General features: G+C 72.5%; 23 protein-coding genes and 1 pseudogene. 15 read left to right on the forward strand and 9 right to left on the reverse strand.

From position 1 onward, the window contains the following. The first annotated feature begins 68 nt into the window (after positions 1-68). The 3 genes from dhaK to PV396_RS10260 all read left to right on the forward strand — a co-directional run bounded on the left by dhaK (position 69) and on the right by PV396_RS10260 (position 2,160). Positions 69-1,061 (forward strand): dihydroxyacetone kinase subunit DhaK, encoded by a 993-nt coding sequence (gene dhaK / locus PV396_RS10250; RefSeq protein ID WP_319202791.1) that lies wholly within the window; start codon positions 69-71, stop codon positions 1,059-1,061. Between the two features lie 78 nt (positions 1,062-1,139). Beyond that, a complete protein-coding gene (gene dhaL, locus PV396_RS10255; RefSeq protein WP_319202793.1) occupies positions 1,140-1,739 on the forward strand; it encodes a dihydroxyacetone kinase subunit DhaL in 600 nt (199 codons plus the stop codon). Beyond that, positions 1,732-2,160, forward strand: a complete 429-nt coding sequence (locus PV396_RS10260) for a PTS-dependent dihydroxyacetone kinase phosphotransferase subunit DhaM (protein WP_416071371.1) — start codon at positions 1,732-1,734, stop codon at positions 2,158-2,160. The genes dhaL and PV396_RS10260 overlap by 8 nt, the downstream gene beginning before the upstream one ends. Positions 2,161-2,240: 80 nt before the next feature. Here PV396_RS10260 and PV396_RS10265 read toward each other — a convergent pair whose 3' ends face one another. Then, positions 2,241-3,047 carry a glycoside hydrolase family 75 protein gene (locus tag PV396_RS10265; RefSeq protein WP_319202795.1) on the reverse strand — a complete coding sequence of 269 codons (807 nt, stop codon included), beginning with the start codon at positions 3,045-3,047 and terminating at the stop codon, positions 2,241-2,243. Between the two features lie 364 nt (positions 3,048-3,411). Here PV396_RS10265 and PV396_RS10270 point away from each other — a divergent pair, with 364 nt between their 5' ends. Beyond that, complete coding sequence (locus PV396_RS10270) at positions 3,412-4,389, forward strand: fibronectin type III domain-containing protein (protein ID WP_319202797.1); 978 nt, start codon at positions 3,412-3,414, stop codon at positions 4,387-4,389. Positions 4,390-4,596: 207 nt separating this feature from the next. Beyond that, entirely contained in the window at positions 4,597-5,157 is a 561-nt protein-coding gene (locus tag PV396_RS10275) for a hypothetical protein (RefSeq protein WP_319202799.1), read from the forward strand. A 75-nt stretch (positions 5,158-5,232) separates the two neighbouring features. On the opposite strand, the gene PV396_RS10280 is transcribed toward PV396_RS10275, so the two are convergent. The 3 genes from PV396_RS10280 to PV396_RS10290 all read right to left on the reverse strand — a co-directional run bounded on the left by PV396_RS10280 (position 5,233) and on the right by PV396_RS10290 (position 7,932). Continuing rightward, positions 5,233-6,027, reverse strand: coding sequence for a putative protein N(5)-glutamine methyltransferase (locus PV396_RS10280; RefSeq protein ID WP_319202801.1), 795 nt, complete (start codon positions 6,025-6,027; stop codon positions 5,233-5,235). A 208-nt stretch (positions 6,028-6,235) separates the two neighbouring features. After that, positions 6,236-6,952 (reverse strand): GNAT family N-acetyltransferase, encoded by a 717-nt coding sequence (locus tag PV396_RS10285; protein ID WP_319202803.1) that lies wholly within the window; start codon positions 6,950-6,952, stop codon positions 6,236-6,238. Then, positions 6,949-7,932: an NADP-dependent oxidoreductase gene (locus PV396_RS10290; protein WP_319202805.1), complete on the reverse strand. Its 984-nt coding sequence runs from the start codon at positions 7,930-7,932 to the stop codon at positions 6,949-6,951. The genes PV396_RS10285 and PV396_RS10290 overlap by 4 nt, the downstream gene beginning before the upstream one ends. 230 nt (positions 7,933-8,162) lie before the next feature. On the opposite strand from PV396_RS10290, the gene PV396_RS10295 reads away from it, so the two are divergent. The 3 genes from PV396_RS10295 to PV396_RS10305 all read left to right on the forward strand — a co-directional run bounded on the left by PV396_RS10295 (position 8,163) and on the right by PV396_RS10305 (position 10,239). Continuing rightward, positions 8,163-8,768, forward strand: coding sequence for a sulfite oxidase-like oxidoreductase (locus PV396_RS10295; protein ID WP_319202807.1), 606 nt, complete (start codon positions 8,163-8,165; stop codon positions 8,766-8,768). Continuing rightward, a complete protein-coding gene (locus PV396_RS10300; protein ID WP_319202809.1) occupies positions 8,761-9,519 on the forward strand; it encodes a ferredoxin reductase in 759 nt (252 codons plus the stop codon). Before PV396_RS10295 ends, PV396_RS10300 begins: the two co-directional genes overlap by 8 nt. Positions 9,520-9,639: 120 nt before the next feature. Next, positions 9,640-10,239 carry a hypothetical protein gene (locus tag PV396_RS10305; RefSeq protein WP_319202811.1) on the forward strand — a complete coding sequence of 200 codons (600 nt, stop codon included), beginning with the start codon at positions 9,640-9,642 and terminating at the stop codon, positions 10,237-10,239. Positions 10,240-10,250: 11 nt separating this feature from the next. Here the strand turns inward: PV396_RS10305 and PV396_RS10310 are convergent, their stop codons facing one another. After that, complete coding sequence (locus tag PV396_RS10310; RefSeq protein ID WP_319202813.1) at positions 10,251-11,609, reverse strand: 8-oxoguanine deaminase; 1,359 nt, start codon at positions 11,607-11,609, stop codon at positions 10,251-10,253. A 134-nt stretch (positions 11,610-11,743) separates the two neighbouring features. On the opposite strand from PV396_RS10310, the gene PV396_RS10315 reads away from it, so the two are divergent. The 3 genes from PV396_RS10315 to PV396_RS10325 all read left to right on the forward strand — a co-directional run bounded on the left by PV396_RS10315 (position 11,744) and on the right by PV396_RS10325 (position 14,998). Next, positions 11,744-12,712 carry an acetylxylan esterase gene (locus tag PV396_RS10315; protein WP_319202815.1) on the forward strand — a complete coding sequence of 323 codons (969 nt, stop codon included), beginning with the start codon at positions 11,744-11,746 and terminating at the stop codon, positions 12,710-12,712. 119 nt (positions 12,713-12,831) lie between these two features. Continuing rightward, positions 12,832-13,998, forward strand: coding sequence for a serine hydrolase domain-containing protein (locus tag PV396_RS10320; RefSeq protein WP_319202818.1), 1,167 nt, complete (start codon positions 12,832-12,834; stop codon positions 13,996-13,998). A gap of 178 nt (positions 13,999-14,176) precedes the next feature. After that, positions 14,177-14,998 (forward strand): alpha/beta hydrolase, encoded by an 822-nt coding sequence (locus PV396_RS10325; protein ID WP_319202819.1) that lies wholly within the window; start codon positions 14,177-14,179, stop codon positions 14,996-14,998. On the opposite strand, the gene PV396_RS10330 is transcribed toward PV396_RS10325, so the two are convergent. Beyond that, a complete protein-coding gene (locus PV396_RS10330) occupies positions 14,988-15,764 on the reverse strand; it encodes a class I SAM-dependent methyltransferase (RefSeq protein ID WP_319202822.1) in 777 nt (258 codons plus the stop codon). The two genes, PV396_RS10325 and PV396_RS10330, sit on opposite strands and share 11 nt — an antisense overlap. A gap of 76 nt (positions 15,765-15,840) precedes the next feature. On the opposite strand from PV396_RS10330, the gene PV396_RS10335 reads away from it, so the two are divergent. The 4 genes and pseudogenes from PV396_RS10335 to PV396_RS10350 all read left to right on the forward strand — a co-directional run. After that, positions 15,841-16,242 (forward strand): nuclear transport factor 2 family protein, encoded by a 402-nt coding sequence (locus PV396_RS10335; RefSeq protein ID WP_319202824.1) that lies wholly within the window; start codon positions 15,841-15,843, stop codon positions 16,240-16,242. Between the two features lie 76 nt (positions 16,243-16,318). Next, positions 16,319-17,146 (forward strand): class I SAM-dependent methyltransferase, encoded by an 828-nt coding sequence (locus PV396_RS10340; RefSeq protein WP_319202826.1) that lies wholly within the window; start codon positions 16,319-16,321, stop codon positions 17,144-17,146. 269 nt (positions 17,147-17,415) lie between these two features. Continuing rightward, positions 17,416-18,561: a transcription termination factor Rho gene (rho, locus tag PV396_RS10345; protein WP_319202828.1), complete on the forward strand. Its 1,146-nt coding sequence runs from the start codon at positions 17,416-17,418 to the stop codon at positions 18,559-18,561. A gap of 121 nt (positions 18,562-18,682) precedes the next feature. Further along, positions 18,683-19,555, forward strand: a pseudogene (locus PV396_RS10350) (D-alanyl-D-alanine carboxypeptidase family protein); the annotation flags it as partial. Positions 19,556-19,590: 35 nt separating this feature from the next. On the opposite strand, the gene PV396_RS10355 reads toward PV396_RS10350, so the two are convergent. The 3 genes from PV396_RS10355 to PV396_RS10365 all read right to left on the reverse strand — a co-directional run bounded on the left by PV396_RS10355 (position 19,591) and on the right by PV396_RS10365 (position 23,483). Continuing rightward, positions 19,591-20,985, reverse strand: coding sequence for a glycosyltransferase 87 family protein (locus PV396_RS10355; RefSeq protein WP_319202830.1), 1,395 nt, complete (start codon positions 20,983-20,985; stop codon positions 19,591-19,593). Further along, positions 20,982-22,394, reverse strand: a complete 1,413-nt coding sequence (mptB, locus tag PV396_RS10360; protein ID WP_319202832.1) for a polyprenol phosphomannose-dependent alpha 1,6 mannosyltransferase MptB — start codon at positions 22,392-22,394, stop codon at positions 20,982-20,984. The genes PV396_RS10355 and mptB overlap by 4 nt, the downstream gene beginning before the upstream one ends. Before the next feature lie 156 nt (positions 22,395-22,550). After that, positions 22,551-23,483, reverse strand: a complete 933-nt coding sequence (locus PV396_RS10365) for a glutaminase (RefSeq protein ID WP_319202834.1) — start codon at positions 23,481-23,483, stop codon at positions 22,551-22,553. Positions 23,484-23,560: the final 77 nt, after the last annotated feature.

Below are 23,560 nucleotides of genomic sequence, written 5' to 3' on the forward strand. Positions count from 1 at the left end.
CACAACCCACTCTGACCAGCAGAGACTCAGGTCAGAGGCTCATCTACTAATCTCACCAGGAGGTACCCGTGAAGATGCTCATCAACGTTCCGGAGACCGTGGTCGCCGACGCGCTGCGGGGTATGGCGGCGGCCCATCCCGAGTTGACCGTCGATGTGGAGAACCGGGTGATCGTGCGGCGGGACGCGCCCGTTGCCGGAAAGGTCGCTCTCGTCTCAGGTGGCGGTTCGGGCCACGAGCCGCTGCACGGAGGGTTCGTGGGGCCGGGGATGCTGTCCGCGGCCTGCCCGGGTGAGGTGTTCACGTCTCCCGTGCCCGACCAGATGGTGCGGGCCGCGGCTGCCGTGGACAGCGGGGAGGGCGTGCTGTTCATCGTGAAGAACTACACCGGCGACGTCCTCAACTTCGACATGGCGGCCGAACTCGCCGAGGACGAGGGCATCCAGGTCGCGAAGGTCCTCGTCAACGACGACGTCGCCGTGACCGACAGCCTCTACACGGCCGGGCGGCGTGGCACGGGCGGCACCCTGTTCGTGGAGAAGATCGCCGGTGCGGCGGCGGAGGAGGGACGCCCGTTGGAGCGGGTGCGCTCCATCGCCCAGCGGGTCAACGACGGTTCCCGCACCTTCGGCGTCGCACTCGGCGCCTGCACCACCCCCGCCAAGGGCAGCCCCACCTTCGATCTGCCGTCGGGTGAGCTGGAGTTGGGCGTGGGCATCCACGGTGAACCCGGCCGGGAGCGGCGCCCGATGATGACGTCGGGGGAGATCGCCGACTTCGCGGTGGAGGCCGTACTGGAGGACCTGAACCCGCGCAATCCCGTGCTGCTGCTGGTCAACGGGATGGGCGCGACGCCACTGCTGGAGCTGTACGGGTTCAACGCCGAGGTGCAGCGCGTGCTGGACGGGCGCGGAGTCGCCGTGGCCCGCACGCTGGTCGGCAACTACGTCACCTCGCTCGACATGGCCGGTGCCTCGGTGACCCTGTGCGAGATCGACGAGGAACTGCTGCGGCTGTGGGACGCGCCGGTGCGTACGGCGGGTCTGCGCTGGGGCATGTGAGCCCGTCCGGGCGCGAACCGGCGGTCACAGCCGGGTTCGACAGCGAAACCGACGTACCTACCACGCAAGGAGAACCCTGTGCTCGACGCCGACTTCTTCCGGCGCTGGCTGACGGCGACGGCCGTGTCCGTCGACCGTGAGGCGGAGCGGCTCACCGCTCTGGACTCGCCGATCGGCGACGCCGACCACGGCAGCAATCTGCGCCGCGGCTTCAACGCCGTGGCCGACGTCCTGGAGAAGGACGCGCCCGACACGCCGGGCGCCGTCCTCACCCTCGCCGGACGCCAACTGATCTCGACGGTCGGCGGCGCCTCCGGACCCTTGTACGGAACCCTGCTGCGCCGGACGGGCAAGGCGCTCGGCGAGGCGGCCGAGGTGAGCGCGCCGGACTTCGCGCAGGCGCTGCGCGCCGGGGTGGACGCGGTGATGACGCTCGGCGGTGCGGTGCCCGGCGACAAGACGATGATCGACGCTCTGGTGCCCGCCGTGGACGCCCTCGGTGACTCGTTCGCCGCCGCGCGCACGGCCGCCGAACAGGGCGCCCTCGCGACGACGCCGCTGCGGGCCCGCAAGGGCAGGGCGAGTTATCTCGGCGAGCGCAGCGTCGGTCACCAGGATCCGGGGGCCACCTCGGCGGCGCTGCTGATCGCGGCTCTCGCGGAGACCGCCGGTGAGTGACGGCGACGGCGTGGGCGGCGAGAGGCTGGTCGGGGTCGTACTGGTGTCGCACAGCGCGGCGGTGGCCGACTCGGTGGCGGACCTGGCCCGGGGGCTCGTGGGCGCCGGTGCGACCGTTCCCGTCGCAGCGGCGGGCGGCACCGAGTCCGGCGGGCTCGGCACGAGCGCCGAGCTGATCACCGCGGCGGCCCGTTCCGTGGACCGGGGGGCCGGAGTCGCCGTCCTGATGGATCTGGGCAGCGCGGTCCTCACGGTGAAGGCGCTGCTGGCGGAGGGCGACGAACTCCCGGCAGGGACCCGGCTGGTGGACGCGCCGTTCGTCGAGGGCGCGGTGGCTGCGGTCGTCACGGCGTCGACGGGAGCCGACCTCGCGGCGGTCGAGGCGGCGGCCGCGGAGGCGTACACGTACCGGAAGGTGTGAGGGAGGGCGGGGTGGAAGCGGCGGGAGACGGTTCGAGGACCGGCCCGCCGCGCCTGCCGGGGCCCGTGCGAGCGGCCGGCTCAGCCGCCGTTCATGCCCCCGTCGCTCACGTCGGCCACATTGCTGTCGATGCTCACGTCGCTCGCACCGCTGTCGCTGATCCGGTCGCTCTGGTCGCTCTCGCTGCTGTCGTCGAACGCGTCGACCTGGCCAACGAACTGTTTGGCCAGCCGCTCTCCCGTCTCCACCGCCGCCGCGTGGTCCTCGATCGGCGAGACCCTGGAGTTCTTGAAGACGATGTACGTGACTCCGTAGGGGGCCCCGCCGCCATGCGGGTCGGGGTTGATGCCGAGCGCGTCGGCGGTGGCGTAGGAGGCCTCGCCGATGATGTCGCGCGGGCCGGTGTCGCCGACGACCGCGTACTGCACCCGGTCCTTGTAGACGACGGCTGCGACCGAACCGCCCCGGATGCCGTAGTCACGGTGGTTCCAGATGTTGCTGGCGACCGGTACGACGATGAACGGCAGGCGTTCCGGGTCCAGTTGACGGCCGTCGGACTGCTGGTAGGCGGTGCTGTCGGCGAAGGACGGGTCGGTGCGGCTGTTGCAGCGCGGACCCGGGCTGCCGTCGCAGTCGATGTCCATGTCGGCCTTCCAGAAGACGGCCTCCGCGGTCCCGCAGACAGGGATGTCGGCCCGGGTTCCGGCGTCGCTGCGGTAGTGGCCGTGGGACACGGGCGCGCAGTCACGCACCCTGGCCAGGAGGTCGGCGGCCCGGACGCTGCCCTCGTACCGCACCGGTTCGTTCGAGTGGAGGGCGCCGGGCACCGTGGTCGGAGCGAGCAGGGCGGCGCCGGCCGCGGCGAGCGTCAGCGTCTGGACACGCACGATAGGAGGCCTCTCCTGGGGGATCTGACGGACACTCGGTCCAATCTGGTGCCGGTCCGATCACGTGGCCACCGTTAGGGGGCCGTACGGTGCATGCCCCGAACTCCCGACAGGGGCCGGGCGTCTGAGCCTGTGTCGGCTCCGGCCGCCCGGCCGCCCGCGCCGGCGCGGGTCCTGCGACGACAGCGGTTCCGCGCCACTGACATGAACTGCCCCAACGACAGGGCGAGTTCAGCCTTGATGAGCGTCAGCATACGTAAGCGCGACGGCCGTACGACAACCACGCCCCTCTTGTGCGCCCGCCCCACCGGGTCCATATTGGTCCGGACCAATACCGTGCGGGGGGGGCGGAGGAGGGGCAGCTGTGCGACGCGTCGCCCGGTACGTGACAGTCGTCGGTGGGGGGCTGCTGCTCACCGTCTCCTGCGCCTGGAGCGGGGGCGGGAGCGGTACGGGGGTCCGGCTCCCGCCCGCCCCGGCCGGGGTGACGGCCGCCGCGGGCAGTGCGACCAGCGTCCATGTGATGTGGAACCGGGCGCCGGGCGGGCCCGAGGCTGCCGTGTACGAGGTGTACCGGGGCGAGGTGAAGGTCAGGGAGGTGCCCGGTCCGGAGCACATGGTGGATGTCGTCGGGCTCGCGCCGTCCACCGCGTACGTCTTCACCGTGCGGGCACGGAACACGGACGGGCGCTCCGGGCCACCCAGCGCGGGCGTCCGCACGACGACCCCCACCGCCTCCCCCGCGGACACCACCGCACCGACCCGCCCAGGCCGTACGCGGGGCGACCGGGCCGGCAGCCGGTCGGCCGAGTTGTCGTGGGGCCCGTCGACGGACGACCGGGGTGTGGTCTCGTACGACATCTACCAGGGCGCCGCGAGAATCCACACCGTGGGCGGGGACCGGACGGCGGCCGTGGTCACCGGGCTGCGGCCGGGCACCGACTACGCCTTCACCGTCCGGGCGCGCGACGCCGCCGACAACGTCTCCCCCGCCGCTGCCCCCGTACGGCTGACCACCGCGCCGGGCACCGACGCCGGCCGCGCCACCGCCCCCACCGGTTTCCGTGCGGCGACCCATCGCTCCGACGGGGCGTACTACCTCGACCTGTCCTGGGTTCCGCCGCGTGCGGACGGTGTGATCACGGAGTACGGCATCCATCTGGACGGACGTCCGGCGACCTCCCTCGTGTGGGGTGGGCCCGGTCCGCGCGGACGGGCGTCGTACAGCTTCTACGTGGGCCGCGAAGCCGGGACCGTCCACCGAGTGCGGATCAGGGCACGGCTGCCGGACGGCACTTGGGGCGGGTTCTCGGCGGAGCGGTCCGTGACGACGGCGCCGTAGGGCGACGCCACCGGGGTCGGGTCCGGGTCGCCCGCACGGCGCATCGGCGGTCCGCCGTACGAATGAATCCGTCACCTGCCCGGTGGCCGTCCGGGTGCGGCCCCGGGCGGGGGCACGTTGGCTGGCCCCGAGGCAGCACGGGCGATCCCCGACCCCTCGGCGGCGCATGGGACGTACCGCCAACCGTGCCGCCGGAGGGCAGTCCACATGCGAACCGTTCCACTCCTCCTCCGATCCGGCCTGACCGTGGCGGCCATCTCCGTCCTTCCGCTCGCCCTCACCGCCCAGACCGCTTCGGCGGCCGGGATCTCGGTGAGCACCAGCGGGTCGACGGTCTCGGTGACCACCAGCGCCTGCCTCACCAGCAGCGGCAGCGGCTACGGCAGCGCCTCGCTCCTCAACAGCAGCCAGCGGGCCTTCAACGACGGGCGTGTGGTGACGCTCTCCGGGACGAGCACCAGTCAGTCCGCCGTCTGGTCCGATGTCCCGGTCGGCACCCACACCGTCACCGTGCGCTGTGCGAACGGTGACACCGCCGGTTCCCAGGCGGTCATCGTCAGCATCGCCCCGACACCCGTCGTCCCCACCTCGACGCCCACCATCTCCGCCACGGCCTCCGCTCCCAGCCGGGGTGTCATGGGCGGACTCGGCGGTGCCGCCAAGGACTACGGCACCCTCACCCTGGCGGCGGGCGGCGCACTGGTCGTGTGCGGTGCGGTGGCGGCGGCCTGGGTACTGCGGCGGCGTGCCAAGCCCCACCGGCTCTGAGCCCGGCCCGCACAACGGCCGCCGGTCTCCCACGCGAGAGTGCTCGCGCGGACGGCCGGCGGCCGCCCGGCGTGTCTAGTGGCCGACGCCGATCACCACGGTCGCGTACGGCTCCTCGGAGATCGCGAGCCGCGTGGCCAGGCCGCCTGCCTCGAACGCCTCGATCGCGGACGGTGCCTGGCGTTCGCTCGTCTCGATGAGGAGGCAGCCGCCGGGGGCCAGCCACCGGCGGGCCCCGGCGGCGACCCTGCGCAGTACGTCGAGGCCGTCGCCGCCGCCGTCCAGGGCGACCAGGGGTTCGTGGTCGCGCGCTTCCGGGGGCAGCAGACCGACCTCGTCGGTGGGGACGTAGGGCACGTTGGCAGCGAGGATGCCGACCCGGCCGCGCAGGTGGGCGGGCAGGGCGTCGAACAGGTCGCCCTCGTGGGCGTGGCCGCCGTACGCGGCGACATTGCGGCGGGCACAGCGCACGGCCGCGGGGTCGATGTCGGCGGCGTGCAGTTCGACGCCGGTGAGTGCGGCGGCCAGCGCGGCGCCGACCGCGCCAGAGCCACAGCACAGGTCCACGACGACGGAGGCGTCCGGGGCCTGGGCGAGGGCCTCGGCGACCAGGAACTCGGTGCGTCTGCGCGGCACGAAGACACCGGCCTCGACGGCGATGCGCAGTCCGCCGAACTCGGCCCAGCCGAGGACGTGTTCGAGCGGCAGGCCCGAGGCGCGGCGGGCGACCATGTCTGCCAGCTCCTGCGGATCACGGGCAGTGGCGAGTATCAGCCGTGCCTCGTCCTCGGCGAAGACACAGCCGGCGGCCCGCAGGGCGGCGACGACGGGGTCCGGGGTGGAGGCGGGCGAAGAAGAACTGGGGGACATTGAATGGAGAGCCTTTCGAAAGCCGAAGGGCGCTCTCGCGGTCGCCTAGCGGAGGCGGTCCGCGCTGCCTTGAGGTGAGAGCACCCGACCTGACACAGCGGTAATGGGTCTCACCTCCCGGGACGATGTCCGGCTGGGGCGTTCCGCAGCCGGACGGCAACACTACCCGAACAGTCGGGCGCGGACCGCCCGACCGCGCCCGACATCGCTAGGAAACGGCCAACTGCCGCTCGCCACCCAGGTGTTCGGGCACCCGGGCACCCATGAACGCGGTGGTGCGGCGCAGCCGGAAGCCCAGGGACTCGTACAGCCGGATGGCGTTGGTGTTGTCGGCGGCGGTGTGCAGGAAGGGGGTTTCGCCGCGGGCGCGGATGCCGTGGGCGACGGCGAGGATCAGCCGGGTGGCGAGGCCCTCGCCGCGGACGGCGGGGTCGGTGCAGACGGCGCTGATCTCGGTCCAGCCCGGCGGGTGCAGCCGCTCCCCCGCCATCGCGACGAGCGCGCCGCCCCGGCGGACCCCGAGGTAGGTGCCGAGTTCGACGGTGCGGGGCAGGAAGGGGCCGGGGCGGGTGCGGGCGACGAGGTCGAGCATCTCGGGCACGTCCTCCGGGCCCAGTTCCACCGCTTCCGGGTCCGGGGCGGCGGCCAGTCCGTCGTCCACGAACTGCACGCCCTCCGCGTGGAAGGTGATCTCCCAGCCGTCCGGGACACGCCCCTGGAAGCCGAGCAGCGGCACGTCCTGCCCGGGACCGGCGAGCGCGGCGAGGTCCGCCCAGTCGCGGTCGTCCAGGTCGGCGGGCAGGGCGAGCCAGGGCGTCACGTCGACGGGGTAGCGAACGATCCGGCCCCGCCATTCGGCGAAGTGGGCGTGCGGGCCGGTGAGCGCGGCGAGCGCGGGCTGGTCGAGCGGGTGCGCCGAGCTCATGCGCCCGCCTCGATGCCGGCCACGGAGTCGGCCTCAGACTCTGCGTCGACACCGGCCGCCGTCTCGACGACGATGACCGTCTTGCCGCGCGCGTGGCCCTCCTCGACCGTGCGCAGGGCCTCGTCGGCCCGGTCCAGCGGGAAGGTGCCGGTCACATGCGGGGTCAGGTCGCCGCGTACGACGAGGTCCGCGACCGCCTCGAGGACGGCGGCGTTACGGGCTCGGACGACCCGGGCGCCGCCCAGCTCCTCCACGGCCTCCGCGGACGCGCCCACCGTGACCAGCTTCGCGCGGTCGGTCAGCAGGGTCGCCGCCTCAGCGAGCACCTCGCCGCCGACGACGTCGTACACGCCGTCGACACCCTCCGGGGCCGCCGCCCGCACCCGCTCCGCCAGTCCGGGGCCGGACGGCACATGCACCGCGCCCAGCGACTCGACGAAGTCCTTCTTGCCGTCACTCGCGACGCCGACGACCCGCAGTCCCCGGGTCCGGGCGATCTGGACGATCGCGGCGCCGACCCCGCCGCCCGCGCCGGTGACCAGCAGGGTCGCGCCCTCGGGCAGGGCGAGCTGGCCCACGCCGTCGTACGCGGTCGCCGCCGCGACGGGCAGGGTCGCCGCGTCCGTGAAGGAGAGCGCGGCGGGCTTGTGGGCGGTCACCGTGACCGGCAGCAGCGCGTACTCGGCGTAGCCGCCGGCGACCGGGTTGCCGAAGACCTCGTCCCCGACGCCGAACCCGGTGACGTCCTCGCCGACCTCCGTGACGACCCCGGCGACCTCGTTGCCGAAGACGGCGGGCAGTTCGCGCGCCGCCCCACCCGCGCGGGCGTAGCCGGTGCGCTGCTTCCAGTCGACGGGGTTCACACCGGCCGCGCGGACCGCCACGAGCAGTTGTCCGGGACCGGGGCTCGGCCGGTCCACGTCGACCAACGCCTCGGTCTCCGGACCGCCGAACCGTGTGAAGACGTACGCCTTGGGCATCTGCTCCCACTTTCCTTGTCCACCAACCGGCTGAGCGGTTACCGATCACCAGGATCCGCACTCAAGGGCAAGGTCGGTCACCCGAGCGCTATTCCCGTGAGTGCGAAGCCCCGTGGAGAGTTCATACACCCGCAATGATCGCCGCGGGCCCGGCGTCCGGGGCACGCACGCCGACCCCGTACGGTGGTACGCGACCCCCTGACCAGGCCTGACCGTGAGGCATCCACCCCATGAACGTCACCCGAGGCTTCACCGGACGCCCCCGCGTCCACAACGCCGGTCTGCCGCCCGGCCAGTACGACGCGGGCGACGAGTGGCCCGTCCTGTCCGCCGAGGTCACCCCCGATCTCGCGCCCGCGGACTGGTCCTTCCGGATCGACGGCCTGGTGGCCGAACCCCGCACCTGGGACTGGGCCGAGGCCCACGCGCTGCCCGCGTCGGCGTACGAGGGTGACATCCACTGTGTGACGAGCTGGTCGAAGTTCGGGGTGCGCTTCGGGGGTGTGTCCCTGGACGCGTTCCTCGACGCGGTACGGCCGGACGCGTCCGCCACGCACGCCGTCGCCTACTCGCACACCGGATACACCACGAACCTCCCGCTCGCCGATCTGACCGGCGGCCGGGCGTGGATCGCCTGGGAGTACGAGGGCCGACCGCTGCCCGCCGAGCATGGTGGCCCGGCACGGCTGCTGGTGCCCCATCTGTACTTCTGGAAGAGCGCCAAGTGGATCGCGGGCCTGCGCCTCCTCGACCACGACGAGCCGGGGTTCTGGGAGCAGAACGGCTATCACGCGCGCGGCAACCCCTGGGAGGAACAGAGGTACTCCGGTGACTGAGACCTTTGTCCCGCCCACCCGGTTCGCGGTGCCCGGCCGGATCGCCGTCAGCAATCGTGCGGCGGCCCACTGGCAGACGGCGACGCTCACCGAGGTCCGCCGGGAGACGCCCCACGCGTCCACCTTCCGGTTCGCGGTGCCCGGCTGGGCGGGTCATCTGCCCGGCCAGCATCTGATGCTGCGGCTGCGGGCCGACGACGGTTACACGGCCCAGCGCCACTATTCGATCGCGTCACCGCCGGACGACGCCGGTCACATCGAACTGACCCTGGACCACGTCGAGGGCGGTGAGGTCTCCGGCTGGTTCCACACGGTGGCCAAACCCGGCGACGAGGTGGAGGTGCGCGGCCCGCTCAGCGGCTTCTTCGCCTGGCCGGGCGACCGGCCCGCGCTGCTGATCGGCGCCGGCTCCGGGGTCGTACCGCTGATGTCGATGGTCCGCCACCACCGGGCGCGCGGCCTGACCGTGCCCCTGCGGCTGCTGGTGTCCGCGCGTGGCCCCGAAGAGCTGATCTACGCGCGGGAGTACGGGGCCGAGACCACGCCCGTCTTCACCCGCCGGGCGCCCGCAGGGGTGCCGGTCGGCAGGCTGGCGGGCTCCCAGGTGGCATCGGTGCTGGCGGCCGAGCAGCCGCCGGGTGGCTGGGAGGCGTATGTGTGCGGCTCCAACGCGTTCGCCGAGCACGCCTCACGTCTGCTGGTGGCGGCGGGCCAGCCCGTGGACCGGATCCGGATCGAACGCTTCGGCTGAGGCCGGGACCGGGCCTCGGCCCGGGTGGTGCGCCGGGCCCACGGGGGCGCGAGCCCGTCGTGCGCGCTGACTCTCGTGCGCGGCTCCCGTTCGCGCGCTGTCACGGGTGACGATGGGCGGGTGGGGGTCCCAGGGCTGACGCGCGTGTCCGGCCTGCGCCGGCGGCGCAATCCGCTGCGGCGCCGATCGGACGTCGTGGAGGCGTGGACGAGGCTCGTCCTCGCCGTGACGCTGTTCGTCGGCGCGCCCCTGGTCGGACTGCTCACGGCACGCTGGGCGTACGACGAAGGGCGGGCGACGGTCACGGCACAGCGTGCCGAGCGTCATCGCGTCCACGCGGTGGCCGTCGCCGCGGCCGGAACGGGGGCGGCGCCTCCCGCGCTCGCCGGCCGTCAGTACCTGTACCGCGTGCGGGTGCTGTGGACGGAACCCGGGGCGGGGACGCGCGCGGCGACGGCACATGTGCCGGCCGGTACACGCCGCGGTGACACCGTCGATCTGTGGCTCGACCGGCGGGGACGGATCGTCGCCCCGCCGCCGGGCGCCGCCGCGGTCCGGCAGCACACGGTGGCCGTGGGCATCTGCGCCACCGGCGTGACCGCCGGACTGGTCCTCGTCACCCGAACCGCCTTACGCCGTACGGTCGTTCAGCGTCGGCTCGGGGAATGGGAACGCGCGTGGGCGCGCACGGAACCGGAGTGGACGGGACGGCGGCCGTAATCCATACGTCTCTATGCCATCTCCTGCATCCGGCGGGCGATCCGGCCATGGTCGGTGAGCGCGTCCCGCAGTCCCGGGAGGACGGGTTCGCCCCGGTCGACGAGGACGCGTCCGGCGACCACCGTCGTCCACGCGCGGGCCGGTCCGCAGCGCAGCCACGCCTCCACGGGGTCGCTGAGCGCACCGGCGAGCGCGACCTCGTGCAGGTCCCAGACGACCAGGTCGGCGCAGGCCCCGGGCCGCAGGTGCCCGAGTTCGTCGGCACGTCCGAGACAGCGCGCCGAGCCCCGGGTGGCGATGTCGAGGGCGTCGCGCGCGGTCATCGCACCCGGGCCGCCCCGGTAGCGGCCGAGGAGCAGGGCGCCGCGTGTCTCCATCCAGAGCGAGGCGTGGTCGGTGGAGGCGGAGCCGTCGCAGCCGATGCCGACGGGCAGTCCCAGTTCGCGCATCTCCTTCACGCGGGCGGTGCCGCCGCCGATGAGCATGTTGGAGCTGGGGCAGTGCGCGACGCCGACGCCCGCATCGGCCAGTCGGCGCAGTTCGGCGTCGTTCGGATAGATGCAGTGCGCGACCCAGGTGCGGTCGCTCATCCACCCGGCCTCCTCGAAGTACTCGACGGGCCGGCAGCCGTAGGTCTCCAGGCAGTACGTGTCCTCGTCGTGGTCCTCCGCGAGATGCGTGTGGAGGCGTACGTCGTACCGCTCGGCGAGTTCGGCGGTGGCGGTCATGAGCTCTTTGGTCACCGAGAAGGGCGAGCAGGGAGCGAGGGCGACCCGGATCAGCGCGCCCGGTTGCGGGTCGTGGTGGGCCTTGATCAGCCGCTCGCTGTCGGCGAGGACCTCGTCCTCGGTCTGGGTGACGCTCCGGGGCGGCAGACCGCCGTCCTCCACGGACCGGGTCATCGAACCGCGGGTGGCGTGGAAGCGGAAGCCGATGTCGCGGGCGGCACGGATCTCGGCGTCGACGAGCCCGGGACGCGGGTGGACGTACAGGTGGTCGGAGGAGGTGGTGCAGCCGCCCATGAGGAGTTCGGCCATGCCGACGTACGCGGAAACGTACGCCGCCTCCTCGTCGAGTGCGGCCCACAGCGGGTAGAGGGTGGTCAGCCAGTCGAAGAGGGTGCCGCCCACGGCGGGCGCGTAGGAGCGGGTGAGGTTCTGGTAGATGTGGTGGTGGGTGTTGATCAGGCCAGGGGTGACGAGTCGCCCGGCCGCCGACACGACTCGCAGCGCCTCGGGCTCGGTCCCGGGAGTGCCCACGGCGGTGACGCGCCCGCCGTCGACGGCGACCCACCCGCCGGGAATCTCGCGCGCGCCGTCCACGACGAGCAGTTCGGCATCCCTGACCAGCAGTTCCACAGCAGTCGGCATGGGCGTCATCGTAGAGGTGCGCGGTCCACGAGGGGCTTCCGGCCGAGGGGTCGCGGCCTGGCGGGTCGCGGGTCCTCCCACGTACGGTGTGATCATCCGCAAGCGCTTGCCACTACCCGCGAAGGTGGTCCTGCATGGCCCAGTTCGACCTCCCCCTCGACGAACTCATCGAGTACCGCAGCGCGTCCGCGGAGCCCGAGGACTTCGACGCCTTCTGGTCCAAGACGCTCCAGGAGACCCGGGAACACGACCTGGACGCCCGTTTCGAACCGGTGGACACGGGTCTGACCACGGTCGACGTGTACGACGTGACGTTCGCCGGATTCGGCGGCCACCCGGTGAAGGGCTGGCTGCGGCTGCCCGCGGGCGCCTCCGAGCCGCTCCCGGTGGTCGTGGAGTTCATCGGGTACGGCGGCGGACGCGGTCTGCCGCACGAGAACCTGCTGTGGGCGTCGACCGGCCGGGCCCACTTCGCCATGGACACACGCGGCCAGGGCAGCGCCTGGGGCGGCGGTGGCGGTACGGCTGACCCGGTGGGCAACGCGCCCTCGTACCCCGGGTTCATGACCCGTGGCATCGACGCTCCCGAGAACTACTACTACCGGCGGGTCTACACGGACGCGGTGCGCGCGGTGGAGGCGGCCCGTTCGCATCCGCTCGTCGACGCGGCGCGCACGGTGGCCCTGGGCTCCAGCCAGGGCGGCGGGATCACGATCGCGGTCGGCGGGCTGGTCCCGGACCTGGTCGCGGTCGCCCCGGACGTGCCGTTCCTGTGCGACTTCCCGCGGGCGGCGACCCTCACGGACCGCCACCCCTACCGCGAGATCGGCAGCTATCTCAAGACCCACCGCGGCCGTACGGCCGACGCGCTGAAGACGCTCGCCTACTTCGACGGCGTGCACTTCGCGGCCCGCGGCCGGTCCCCGGCACTCTTCTCGACGGCCCTGGAGGACCAGACCTGCCCGCCCTCCACGGTGTTCGCCGCGTTCAACGCCTGGGCGCACGACGACAAGAAGGTCGAGGTCTACGACTTCAACGACCACGAGGGCGGCGGCCCCTACCAGGAGGCGACGAAGATGAGCTGGCTGCGCTCGTACGCCTGACGGGCCGGTAGCCGACTGGTCGACTCCGACGCCTTCCGCGCGATCCGACCAGTCGGTATGTTCATCGGTGCCGGGTCACAGCGTCGTGGCCCGGTGTTCCGGCGAACCACGGAGGGCCCATGTCCGAGCACGTCCCACTCGTTCACGGCGACTGCGACGCACGCTTCGCGGCGGTACGCACGGCGTTCGAGGAGAACTTCCGCGACCGCGAGGAGCTGGGCGCCGCGGTGAGCGTCACCGTCGGCGGCGAAACCGTGGTCGACCTGTGGGGCGGCTGGGCCGACTCGGGGCGCACGCGCGCGTGGGAGCACGACACGCTCGTCAACGTGTGGTCGACGTCGAAGGGGCCGACGGCGCTGTGCGCGCACATTCTCGCCGACCGGGGACTGCTCGACCTCGACGCCCCGGTGGCCACGTACTGGCCGGAGTTCGCGGCGGCCGGCAAGGAGGGCGTCCTCGTACGGCATCTGCTGTCGCACCGCTCGGGCCTGTCCGGCCTGCGGGAGCCGCACTCGCTGGCGGAGCTCTACGACTGGGAGCTGACGACCAGTCGGCTGGCGGCGACGGAGCCCTGGTGGGAGCCGGGGACACAGTCCGGCTATCACGCGATCACCTACGGCTTCCTGGTCGGCGAGGTGGTCCGCCGGGTGTCGGGGCTGCTGCCGGGCGCCTTCCTGGAGCGCGAGGTGACCGGGCCGCTGGGCATCGACTTCCGCCTCGGACTGCCGGAGAAGGAGGCCGGGCGGGCCGCCGAGCTGGTGCAGCCCCCGGCCGCCTCCAGCAGCGAACAGGCCGCGATCTTCGCCCAGTTGACGCCTGCCGCGATCGCCGCCCTGGCCAATCCGCTCGCGGGCGCGGCCGAGGCGAACAGCCCCGGGTGGCGGGCCGCCGAGATACCGGCGGCCAACGGCCACGGTACGGCGCGCGCGATCGCCGCCCTGTACGGAGTGTTCGCGGGACAGGGCTCGTACGGCGGACGCCGCATCCTCTCCCCCGAGTCGGCCGAGCGGGTGCGCGAGGGGCAGGGCAGCTGCCGCGACCTGGTGCTCGGCGCGGGCTTCGACCACGAGACGGAGATCGGGCTCGGGCTGTGGCTCAGTGGACCCAACGGCTCCTACGGGCCGAATCCGAGGGCGTACGGCCATGACGGCTTCGGCGGTTCCTGCGGCCTGGCCGACCCGGACGGCGGAGTGTCCCTGGGGTATGTCATGAACCGCATGGGGCCCCATATCGCCGACGACCCACGCAAGATGGCACTCATCGACGCGCTGTACAGCGCGCTCTGACCCCAGGTAAGGACCACAGGGCACAAGTGGGTCGTACCGGATGGATGCCAGGTGCAGTCGGATGACAGATTCGGTGAAGGCGGCGTGCGCATAGGTTCGAGACATGACATCCGACGGCGTACCGCAGACAGTGCGGACCGCGCGTCCGTCGGATGACGTCTCCACGCGAAAGGCATTCATGAGCACCTTCACCACCTCCGACGGAACCGAGATCTTCTTCAAGGACTGGGGGACGGGGCAGCCGGTGGTGTTCAGCCACGGCTGGCCGCTGAACGCGGACGCATGGGACGGTCAGGCCCGTCTGGTCGCCGAGAACGGCTTCCGGGCCGTCGCGCACGACCGGCGGGGGCACGGCCGTTCCGCGCAGCCGTGGCAGGGCAACCACATGGACCAGTACGCGGACGACCTGGGCGAACTGATCGAGTCGCTGGACCTCGACAACGTTATCCTCGTCGGCCACTCCACCGGCGGCGGCGAGGTGACCCGCTACATCGGCCGGCACGGCACGGCCCGGGTCGCCAAGGTCGTCCTGCTCGGCGCGGTACCTCCGCTGATGCTGAAGACGGACGCCAACCCCGAGGGCACGCCCATGGAGGCCTTCGACGGCATCCGGGCGGGTGTCGAGGCGGACCGTTCGCAGTTCTACTGGGACCTCAGCGAGGCCTTCTTCGGCTTCAACCGCCCGGACGCGACCCCGTCCGAGGGCATGCGGCGCGCGTTCTGGCTGTGGAGCATGCAGGTCGGGCTGAAGGCGGCCTACGACTGCGTCAAGCAGTTCTCGGAGTCCGACTTCACCGAGGACCTGGGCCGCATCGACGTACCGACGCTGATCGCGCACGGCGCCGACGACCAGATCGTGCCGATCGCCGCCTCGGCGGAGAAGGCGGCCCAGCTGGTCAAGGACTCGACGCTGAAGGTCTACCCGGGCGCCCCGCACGGCCTGGTGGGCGACTTCGAGAAGGCGTTCAACGCCGACCTGCTGGAGTTCATCAAGAGCTGACCGGGTACCCGCCGGCGGTCCGCGTCGCCACCACCATCCGGCAGCGCGGACTGCCGTCCGGACGTCGCCCGAACTCGGGCAGGGCGACGGTCTCGACGTCGAAGCCGGCGTGCGTCAACTCCCTTCGTACGTCGGCCAGTCGGAAGTCCCGGTAGTACATGACGAACGGTGGCCGCCAGACGGCGTTGCGCACCCTCATCACCGTGTCGAACCCCAGCAGCGCCCAGTAGGCGGGCGTTCCCGGGCGGGCCGGAGCGACGATGGGAAAGGCGAAGCGCCCGCCCTGCCGCAGTACGGAATGGACTTGGGCGAACAGTCCGGGCAGCTCGTCCGGCAGGAAGTGCCCGAACGCGCCGAAGCTGACCACCAGATCGAAGGCGGGGGCGGCCGAGGGGGCGGAGGCGAAGGGCAGGGCGCGGGCGTCGCCGCGGACGAGGAAGACACGCGGTCCCTCGGCCCCTTCGCCCGTCCCCTTTCGCTGCCTGGCCACTTCCAGCATGCCCGCGCTGATGTCGATGCCGGTGACGCTCCCCCGGCACACCCGTTCCAGCACCGCCAGACCGGCGCCGGTGCCGCAGCACAGGTCGAGGCCGTCGTCGAAGGTCCCGAGCGGGCCGAGCGCCGACGTCACCGCGTCGAGGATCGTGTCCGGGGTGCGGAACGGCGTGTGGTCGAACTTCGCCGCGAGCAGGTCGTAGCCGTGCTCCACGGACGACAGCGCCTGCACGGCGAGTTCACGGATCGTCGGACCTTCGGGGCTGAACATCGGCCCAGCTTAGAAGGAGTCCTCGGGTCGGCGCCCAGAACGCCCACTCGGACGGTTCACCCCTTAGGGTGAGCCGATGCGCGCATTTCGTGAGGCAGTCGACGCCCGTGATCTCGACGCCGTCGAGGCTCTGTTGGCGGAGGACATCGTGTTCACCAGTCCGGTCGTGTTCCGGCCGTACGCAGGGAAGGCCATCACCGCGGCGATCTTGCGTGCGGTGATCCGGGTTTTCGAGGACTTCCGGTACGAGCGGGAGATCGGCGCGCCCGACAGCCGTGACCACGCGCTGGTGTTCAGCGCGCGGGTCGGCGGGCGCGAGCTGCAGGGCTGCGACTTCCTGCACCTGGACGAGAACGGTCTGATCGACGAACTGACGGTCATGGTCCGCCCGCTGTCGGCCGCGCAGGAGCTGGCGGCGGCCATGGGCGCCCAGTTCGAACAGATCGCACAGGAGGCGCGGGCCGCCGGGTCCGCCTGAGGGGGGCGGCCGACAGATCCGGCCGAAGGGACGCGTCCGTGCTTCGGCGGCGGGCGCGTTTTGGTTGGATGGCTCCATGACCGCCGACGAGCACGCGCGGATGATGCGGGCCAACGAAGCCAACTGGGACGCCCGCACCCCCGTCCATCTCGCCAGCCGTTTCTACGGCCTGGGCGAGAGCCTCGATCCGTCGCGCTGGTTCGCCCCCTGGGAGTGGGACGACCTCGGCGCACTGGCCGACCGCGATGTGCTGCACCTCCAGTGTCACCTCGGCACGGAGACCCTCGCCTTCGCCGAACGCGGGGCGCGGGCCGTCGGGCTCGACTTCTCCGAGGCGTCCGTGACGGCCGCCCGGGGCATCGCGGCGAAGGCGGGCCTCGACGTGAGCTACGTACGGGCGAACGTGTACGACGCCGTCCAGGCCCTCGGTGAGCGGCGGTTCGACATCGTGTACACCGGGAAGGGCGCGCTGTGCTATCTGCCCGACCTGTCGGGCTGGGCGGAGACGATCGCTCAACTCCTGCGCCCCGGTGGCCTGTTGTACATCGTGGAGTTCCATCCGCTGCTCAACTCGCTGGGCCCCAAGCCCGCTCCGGGCGACACCGGTGAACTCCTTTTGCGGCACGACTACTTGGGCGCGCGGGGTGCCGTGCACCGCGACGCGACGTTCACTTATACCGACGGGCCGGCGGTGGCGGGGGCGACCGAGAGTTTCGAGTGGATGCACGGAATCGACGAGGTCGTCAACGCGTTGATCGGAGCGGGACTGACCATCCGGCGGTTGCGCGAGAGCGACGAACTGCCCTGGCCGCGCTGGCCCCGTATGGAGCGCACCGCGTCGGGCTGGTGGCGGTTGCCCGAGCCGCGCATCCCGCTGCTCTACGGGCTCCTCGCGAGCCGCTGAGCCACAACTCACAGCCATACTCGCCCAACATGTGGTACCGTCCTGACAGCACTTGTGTACGCCCCGTTGTGGGCGCCGGTGCCAGTTTCCTCTCAGTTCGCTGACATGCCCGTCGGTTTCCGATCGGCGCATCAGCTTTTCTCCCGCCGCCCGTGGCGCGCTCGGTGCGCTCAGTTCTCGCGGCCTCTCCTCACCCGTTGTCGTTCCGCTTCTTCCTTCCGCGTGCCTCATGCGGCATGCGTCCTCGTCCTTGAAAGGACTCTCCGACCATGACCACCACACTCGAACACCCCCCTGTGGCACAACTGCCCCCGGCCCGGATCGCGACCGGTGTCCTCGACATCGACGGCAACGGGAAGGGCTGTCTGCGGGCCGCCGACAGCTGCCTGCCCGCACCCACCGACCTCCAGGTCTCCCCCGCGCTCATCCGCCGCCACGGCCTGCGCAAGGGTGACCTCGTCGTCGGCGCACAGGGCGGCCAGCGGGCCCTGACCGAGGTCGGGCTCGTCAACGGCCGTACGCCCGGGGAGCTGCGCGGCCGTCGCCACTTCCACGACCTCACCCCGCTGCACCCCCGCGACCGGCTCCGCCTCGAACACCCGGCGGCCGGACTCACCGGCCGTGTCACCGATCTGATCGCACCCGTCGGCAAGGGCCAGCGCGGGCTGATCGTGGCCCCGCCCAAGACCGGCAAGACCGTGCTGCTCCAGCAGGTCGCGGCGGCCGTCGCCGGCAACCACCCCGAGTGCCGCCTGATGGTGGTGCTGCTCGACGAGCGGCCCGAGGAGGTGACCGACATGCGGCGCTCCGTGCGCGGCGAGGTGTACTCCTCGACCTTCGACAAGACGCCCAAGCAGCACATCGCGCTCGCCGAACTCGTCGTCGAGCGGGCCAAGCGGCTCGTCGAGGCGGGCGAGGACGTCGTCATCCTCCTGGACTCCCTGACCCGGCTGTGCAGGGCCCACAACAACGCGGCGGCCTCCGGTGGCCGCACCCTCAGCGGCGGGGTCGACGCCGCGGCCATCCTCGGGCCGAAGCGGCTGTTCGGGGCCGCGCGCCTGGCCGAGGAGGGCGGTTCGCTCACGATCCTCGCCACGGCCCTGGTGGAGACCGGCTCTCGCGCCGACGACTTCTTCTTCGAGGAGTTGAAAGGCACCGGCAACCTGGAACTGCGGCTGAGCCGCGAGCCGGCGTCCCGTCGGGTCTACCCGGCCGTGGACATCAACTCCTCCGGCACCCGTCGCGAGGAACTCCTGCTGTCCCCGGCCGAGTTGACGACCGTACAGGGGCTGCGGCGGGCCCTGCAGTCGCGAGACGGCCAGTCGGGCCTGGAAACCCTCCTCGAGCGGCTCCGTGACACGCCCGACAACGCGACCTTCCTGCGGCGGATCCAGCCGACGCTGCCCGCTGCGTAGACACCGCGTCGGCCGCTCAGGTCTCTCCCGCATGCCTCCCGTGTGCGGCATCCGGGTGTTCGGGACCCGTCCTCGGCCCCGGCAGCGCCGCGTTCGGCACGTCCATTCTTACGTTTGCGGTATGACCATCAGATTCTCTTCCCGGATTGCCGCCTCCTGCTGTGCGCTGTCCGTGACGGGCGTGCTGGCGCTCGCGCCCGTCCCGGCGTCCGCCCGCACCGCTGCCGACCCCGGCACCCCGACGGCGACGGACACGCGACTGCTGTACCGCACGGGCACCCACGCCCGGCTCCGCTCCGGCGCGCCCCGGCTTCCCCGGGACGTGTCCGCGCTGTCGTGGCTGGTGGCCGACGCCGGTACCGGTGAGGTGCTCGCCGCGCACAACGCGCACCGGAAACTGCCGCCGGCCAGCACGCTCAAGACACTCTTCGCCCTCACGGTGCTGCCCACGCTGCCCGCGGGCCTGCGACACAAGGTCACCGAGGCCGAGTTGGCGGGGGTCGGCGCCGGCAGCAGTCTGGTCGGGGTCGCGGCGGGGCGCACCTACCGGGTGTCCGACCTGTGGCGGGGGGTGTTCCTCAACTCCGGGAACGACGCCGTGCACGTGCTGGCCGCCATGAGCGGGGGCTGGCGCGACACCGCCGTCCGGATGCAGGCCAAGGCCCGCTCCCTGGGCGCCCGCGACACCCACGTCCGCTCGCCCGACGGCTACGACACCTCGGGGCAGGTGTCGTCGGCGTACGACCTCGCGGTGTTCGGGCGGGCCGGCCTGCGCAACGCGGACTTCGCCGACTACTGCGGCACGGTCCGGGCCAGGTTCCCGGGCGGGGGCGGCTCGTCGTACGAGATCCAGAACACCAACCGGCTGCTGTCCGGCGCCAACGGCGTCAGTCGCTACCGGGGGATGATCGGCGTCAAGAACGGCTACACCAGCAAGGCGGGCAACACGCTGGTCGCCGCCGCGCGCCGGGACGGGCGCTCCCTGGTCGTCACGGTGATGAACCCTCAGGAGGGCGACGGGTACGCCGTCTACGAGGAGGCCCGCTCGTTGCTCGACTGGGGTTTCGGGGCCGCCGGACGCGTCGATCCCGTCGGTTCGCTGGTCGCCGAACGGCCACCCGTGTCGCACGCGGGTCCCCAGGCGCGGGCGAACGCGGTGCCGGTGCCAGTGGCCGCAACCGTGGCGCCGGACAGCGGGCCCGGCTGGCCGGAGACCTGGACGATCCTCGCGGCGGCCGTCCTCGGCGCCGGAGCGGTGTCGCTGGCGTTGCGGATCGGCGGCGTGAAGCCGGTCTGACCGGCGCCGTCCACCGGCAGCCACAGCAGCAACCCGAGCGTGACCCAGACATACGCGCTGCCACCGACGAAGCCGTCGACCCCCGACGCGTCGTCGAACCAGAGCCACACCACGCTCGTGCACAGCACCGCGTACAGCGCGCCCGCCACGCGCGCGTGCCCGGTGCGCAGCAGGACGGCGAACGACGGGAGCAGCCAGACGAGATGGTGCACCCAGGTGATCGGGCTGACCAGACACGCGGTCAGCGCGGTGAGGGCGAACGCGGCCCACCAGTCCCCCACCGCGACGGCACGGCGGGCCCGCCATGCCCAGACACCGAGCACGACCACGACCACCACCAGCCACACGGCGCGGCTCGGTTCGCCGGGCTCGGCCAGTCGCGCCAGCACGCCCTGGAGCGACTGGTTGGAGACGTACGCCGCCTCCCCGATGCGCCGGGTGTCCCACAGCGCCTCGCTCCAGTAGAACCGTGAGGCGTCCGGCGCGACCCACGCCGCGAGCGCGGTCGCCGCCCCGGCGACGGCCGTCGAGACCCCGGCGGCCCGCCGTCGCCCGGCGAGCAGCAGCAGCCCGATGAAGAGGGCGGGCGTCAGCTTGACGGCCGCTGCGAGCCCGATCCCGATGCCCGCCCAGCGGGCCCGACCGGTCGTCAGCAGCCACGCGTCGGTGAGGACGAGGGCCAGCAGTACGAGGTTCACCTGGCCGAAGCTGACGGTGTCACGGACGGGTTCGAACAGTGCCAGCGCGCACCCGGTCAACGCCCAGCCGTACCAGCCGAACCGGCGCAGCAGGGGCCCCGCGAGCAGCCACACCACCGCGCCGAGCGCCGCCAGGTTGAGGAGCAGTGCGGCGGTGATCGCGGCGCGCAGCCCGAGCAGCGCCATCGGCAGCATGCTGACGGCCGCGAACGGCGGGTAGGTGAAGCCGTATGTGGTGCCCGGCACCCGGTAGTCGTAGATCCGGCCGCCGTGGTGGACCCAGGTGTCGACGGTCCCGTAGTAGACGCGCAGGTCGAACCAGCCGCGCAGCAGGGGCACGGTCGCGGTGAACACGGTGACCACGGCGACGAGGGCAAGCACCAGGAGCAGCCGTTCCCGGTCTGTGCGGGGCAGTCTCACCGGGCTCATACGGTGCTCTCCCTGAGGGGTGTCCGGGCCGTCTGGTGGGCCTGCCAGAGGACGACTACGGCCAGTGCGCCGCCGGAGCCGGCCAGGACCAGTTCCTCGGTCCCGGCGGGCGCGCCGCTCGGCAGGGCGAGGAGCGCGACGACTCCGGTGACGGCCGCGAGGCGGTGGCGTATCGCCGCGCTGGTGCTGGGCGCGGCCGCGGCGATGAGGAACAGGGCCCACAGGGCGTACCAGGGCCGGATGGCCGGGCCGAGGACGACCACGACGGCCAGGCTCAGGCCGAGTGCGTAGAGCGGGCTGAGGCGTGGGGTGCGCAGCCATATGAAGGCGATGGTCAGGACGGTGACCACGATGCCGAGGACGTGCCAGGCGGGGACGGCGCGCGGCGCGAGATCGCTGCCGATCTCCGTGAGCGCGGCGGCCGTTGCCCGCCCGAGAAGGCTGGTGAGGGCCCAGTTCTGGGGTGACACCGGGGTCTTCAGGGCTCCGATCCAGCCGTATCCGGTGCCGGCCAGCGCGGTGGCCGCGACGGTGGTCGCGGCTGCCGCGCCCGCCGTGGTCAGTACGGCCCGGACGGGAGAGCGTCCCGCCCGGATCTGGAGCGCCACGACGGCCGCGAGGCCGAGGACCGCGGGTGCCTTGACGAGGGCGGCGAGCGTGACGAGTACGGCGCCCAGGACCGGCCAACGGCCCAGGGCCGCCACCAGGCCGACGCCCAGCAGCCCGAGCATGATCGCGTCGTTGTGGGCGCCGGCCACCAGGTGCAGCAGGACCAGCGGGTTGAGGGCGCCCAGCCAGAGCGCGGCGGCCGGGTCGGCGCCGCTGTGCCGGGCGAGGCGGGGCAGGGCCGCCGCCATCAGCGCGACGCCTAGCAGCGCGACCAGCCGCATGCCGAAGAGTCCTGCCGGGATCTCGCCCCGGGTCAGCCCGGAGAGCCCGGACGCGACCGCGAGGAACACCGGGCCGTAGGGGGCGCCGGTCTGCTGCCACACCGGGGCGACCTCGGCGGCGAGCGGGCCGCCGAGCAGGGCCGGGCCGTGCGTGTACACGTCCATGTGGGCGTCGACCATCGCGCCCTGGGCGAGGTAGCTGTAGACATCGCGGCTGAAGAGGGGCGGGGCGAGGAGGAGCGGGGCGGCCCAGACGGCGAGGACGAGCATCAGGGACCGTACGGTGGGCGGCTCTGAGCCCCGGACCAGTCTGCCCAGCAGCATCCACGCTGCGATCAGGAGGACGACGCCGAAGTAGACGCCGACGAGGCCCAGTGCGGCGCGGCCGGTCGAGGGTGCTATGAGTTCTCGTACGGGGAGGGCGCCGGCGGTTTCGCCGCCGAGGGCCAGGCATGCGGTGCCGAGGAGGCCTATGGCCTGGCAGCGGGGGAGAGTTGTCGTTGTCGGGGGAAGCGGCACGGGGGCAGCGTGGCAAGGGCGGGTTGACGGAGGGCCCTCCGGGCGGGGGACTGGGAGTTACTGGCGGGTGATGTCTGGGGGTTCTTTGTCGGGTGCGGGGTAGTGGGGGTTGTTCGCGCAGTTCCCCGCGCCCCTGAGGCGCGCCCCCGCGCAGGATCAGAAGACCGATACTCCCGTCAGTGTGGTGAAGCGGTCCAGGGCTGCTACGCCCGCTACCGAGTTGCCCCTCTCGTCCAGGCCCGGGCTCCAGACGCACAGGGTGCAGCGGCCCGGGACCACGGCGATGATGCCGCCGCCCACTCCGCTCTTGCCGGGGAGGCCCACTCGGTAGGCGAAGTCGCCGGCCGCGTCGTAGGTGCCGCAGGTGAGCATGATGGCGTTGATCTGTTTGGCCTGGCTGCGGGTCAGCAGGCGGGTGCCGTCGGCTCGGATGCCGTGGCGGGCCAGGAAGCCGGTGGCGAGGGCGAGGTCGGCGCACGACGCCTCGACGGAACACTGGCGGAAGTACTGCTCGAGCAGGTCGGGAACCGGGTTGTCGATGTTGCCGTACGAGGCCATGAAGTGGGCGAGGGCCGCGTTGCGGTCGCCGCGTCCGGCCTCGGAGGCGGCCACCTCCTTGTCGAACGTGAGGCCGGGATTGCCGGACTCCGCGCGCAAGAAGTCGCGGAGCGCCCCGGCCGCGTCGCCGGTACGGGTGTGCAGACGGTCGGTGACGACGAGGGCGCCCGCGTTGATGAACGGGTTGCGCGGGATGCCGTTCTCGTACTCCAGCTGGACAAGGGAGTTGAAGGGATTGCCGGAGGGTTCGCGGCCCACGTGCTCCCAGAGTTCGTCGCCCTCGCGGGCCAGGTCGAGGGCGAGTGTGAACACCTTGGTGACGGACTGGGCGGAGAAGGGCTGCCGCCAGTCCCCCACGCCGTAGACCGTGCCGTCGAGTTCGGCGACGGCCATGCCGAAGCTGCGGGGGTCTCGCGACGCGAGGGCCGGGATGTAGTCGGCAGGGCGCCCGCTTCCCGGGGTACGGGCGATCTCCTCGGCGATTCGGTCCAGGACCGGCTGGAAGGTCAGGGGCGACGGAGCGGGTTCCATGATCGTCATTGTCCCTCGGGATCGGTTCTGGTGCTGTGCGCTCCGTGGGACGGCTGTCGTGAAACCGCGGGCCCGGT

Origin of the sequence: Streptomyces sp. ME02-8801-2C (assembly GCF_033793965.1) — a bacterium.
Classification (GTDB): domain Bacteria; phylum Actinomycetota; class Actinomycetes; order Streptomycetales; family Streptomycetaceae; genus Streptomyces.

Excerpts from the sequence above, each read along its gene's own strand:
- PV396_RS10275 (WP_319202799.1), top strand. The coding sequence starts at position 4,597 with ATGCGAACCGTTCCACTCCTCCTCCGATCCGGCCTGACCGTGGCGGCC.
- PV396_RS10280 (WP_319202801.1), bottom strand. The coding sequence starts at position 6,027 with ATGTCCCCCAGTTCTTCTTCGCCCGCCTCCACCCCGGACCCCGTCGTC.
- PV396_RS10285 (WP_319202803.1), bottom strand. The coding sequence starts at position 6,952 with ATGAGCTCGGCGCACCCGCTCGACCAGCCCGCGCTCGCCGCGCTCACC.
- PV396_RS10290 (WP_319202805.1), bottom strand. The coding sequence starts at position 7,932 with ATGCCCAAGGCGTACGTCTTCACACGGTTCGGCGGTCCGGAGACCGAG.
- PV396_RS10295 (WP_319202807.1), top strand. The coding sequence starts at position 8,163 with ATGAACGTCACCCGAGGCTTCACCGGACGCCCCCGCGTCCACAACGCC.
- PV396_RS10310 (WP_319202813.1), bottom strand. The coding sequence starts at position 11,609 with ATGCCGACTGCTGTGGAACTGCTGGTCAGGGATGCCGAACTGCTCGTC.
- PV396_RS10315 (WP_319202815.1), top strand. The coding sequence starts at position 11,744 with ATGGCCCAGTTCGACCTCCCCCTCGACGAACTCATCGAGTACCGCAGC.
- PV396_RS10320 (WP_319202818.1), top strand. The coding sequence starts at position 12,832 with ATGTCCGAGCACGTCCCACTCGTTCACGGCGACTGCGACGCACGCTTC.
- PV396_RS10325 (WP_319202819.1), top strand. The coding sequence starts at position 14,177 with ATGAGCACCTTCACCACCTCCGACGGAACCGAGATCTTCTTCAAGGAC.
- PV396_RS10330 (WP_319202822.1), bottom strand. The coding sequence starts at position 15,764 with ATGTTCAGCCCCGAAGGTCCGACGATCCGTGAACTCGCCGTGCAGGCG.
- PV396_RS10335 (WP_319202824.1), top strand. The coding sequence starts at position 15,841 with ATGCGCGCATTTCGTGAGGCAGTCGACGCCCGTGATCTCGACGCCGTC.
- PV396_RS10340 (WP_319202826.1), top strand. The coding sequence starts at position 16,319 with ATGACCGCCGACGAGCACGCGCGGATGATGCGGGCCAACGAAGCCAAC.
- rho (WP_319202828.1), top strand. The coding sequence starts at position 17,416 with ATGACCACCACACTCGAACACCCCCCTGTGGCACAACTGCCCCCGGCC.
- PV396_RS10355 (WP_319202830.1), bottom strand. The coding sequence starts at position 20,985 with ATGAGCCCGGTGAGACTGCCCCGCACAGACCGGGAACGGCTGCTCCTG.
- PV396_RS10365 (WP_319202834.1), bottom strand. The coding sequence starts at position 23,483 with ATGGAACCCGCTCCGTCGCCCCTGACCTTCCAGCCGGTCCTGGACCGA.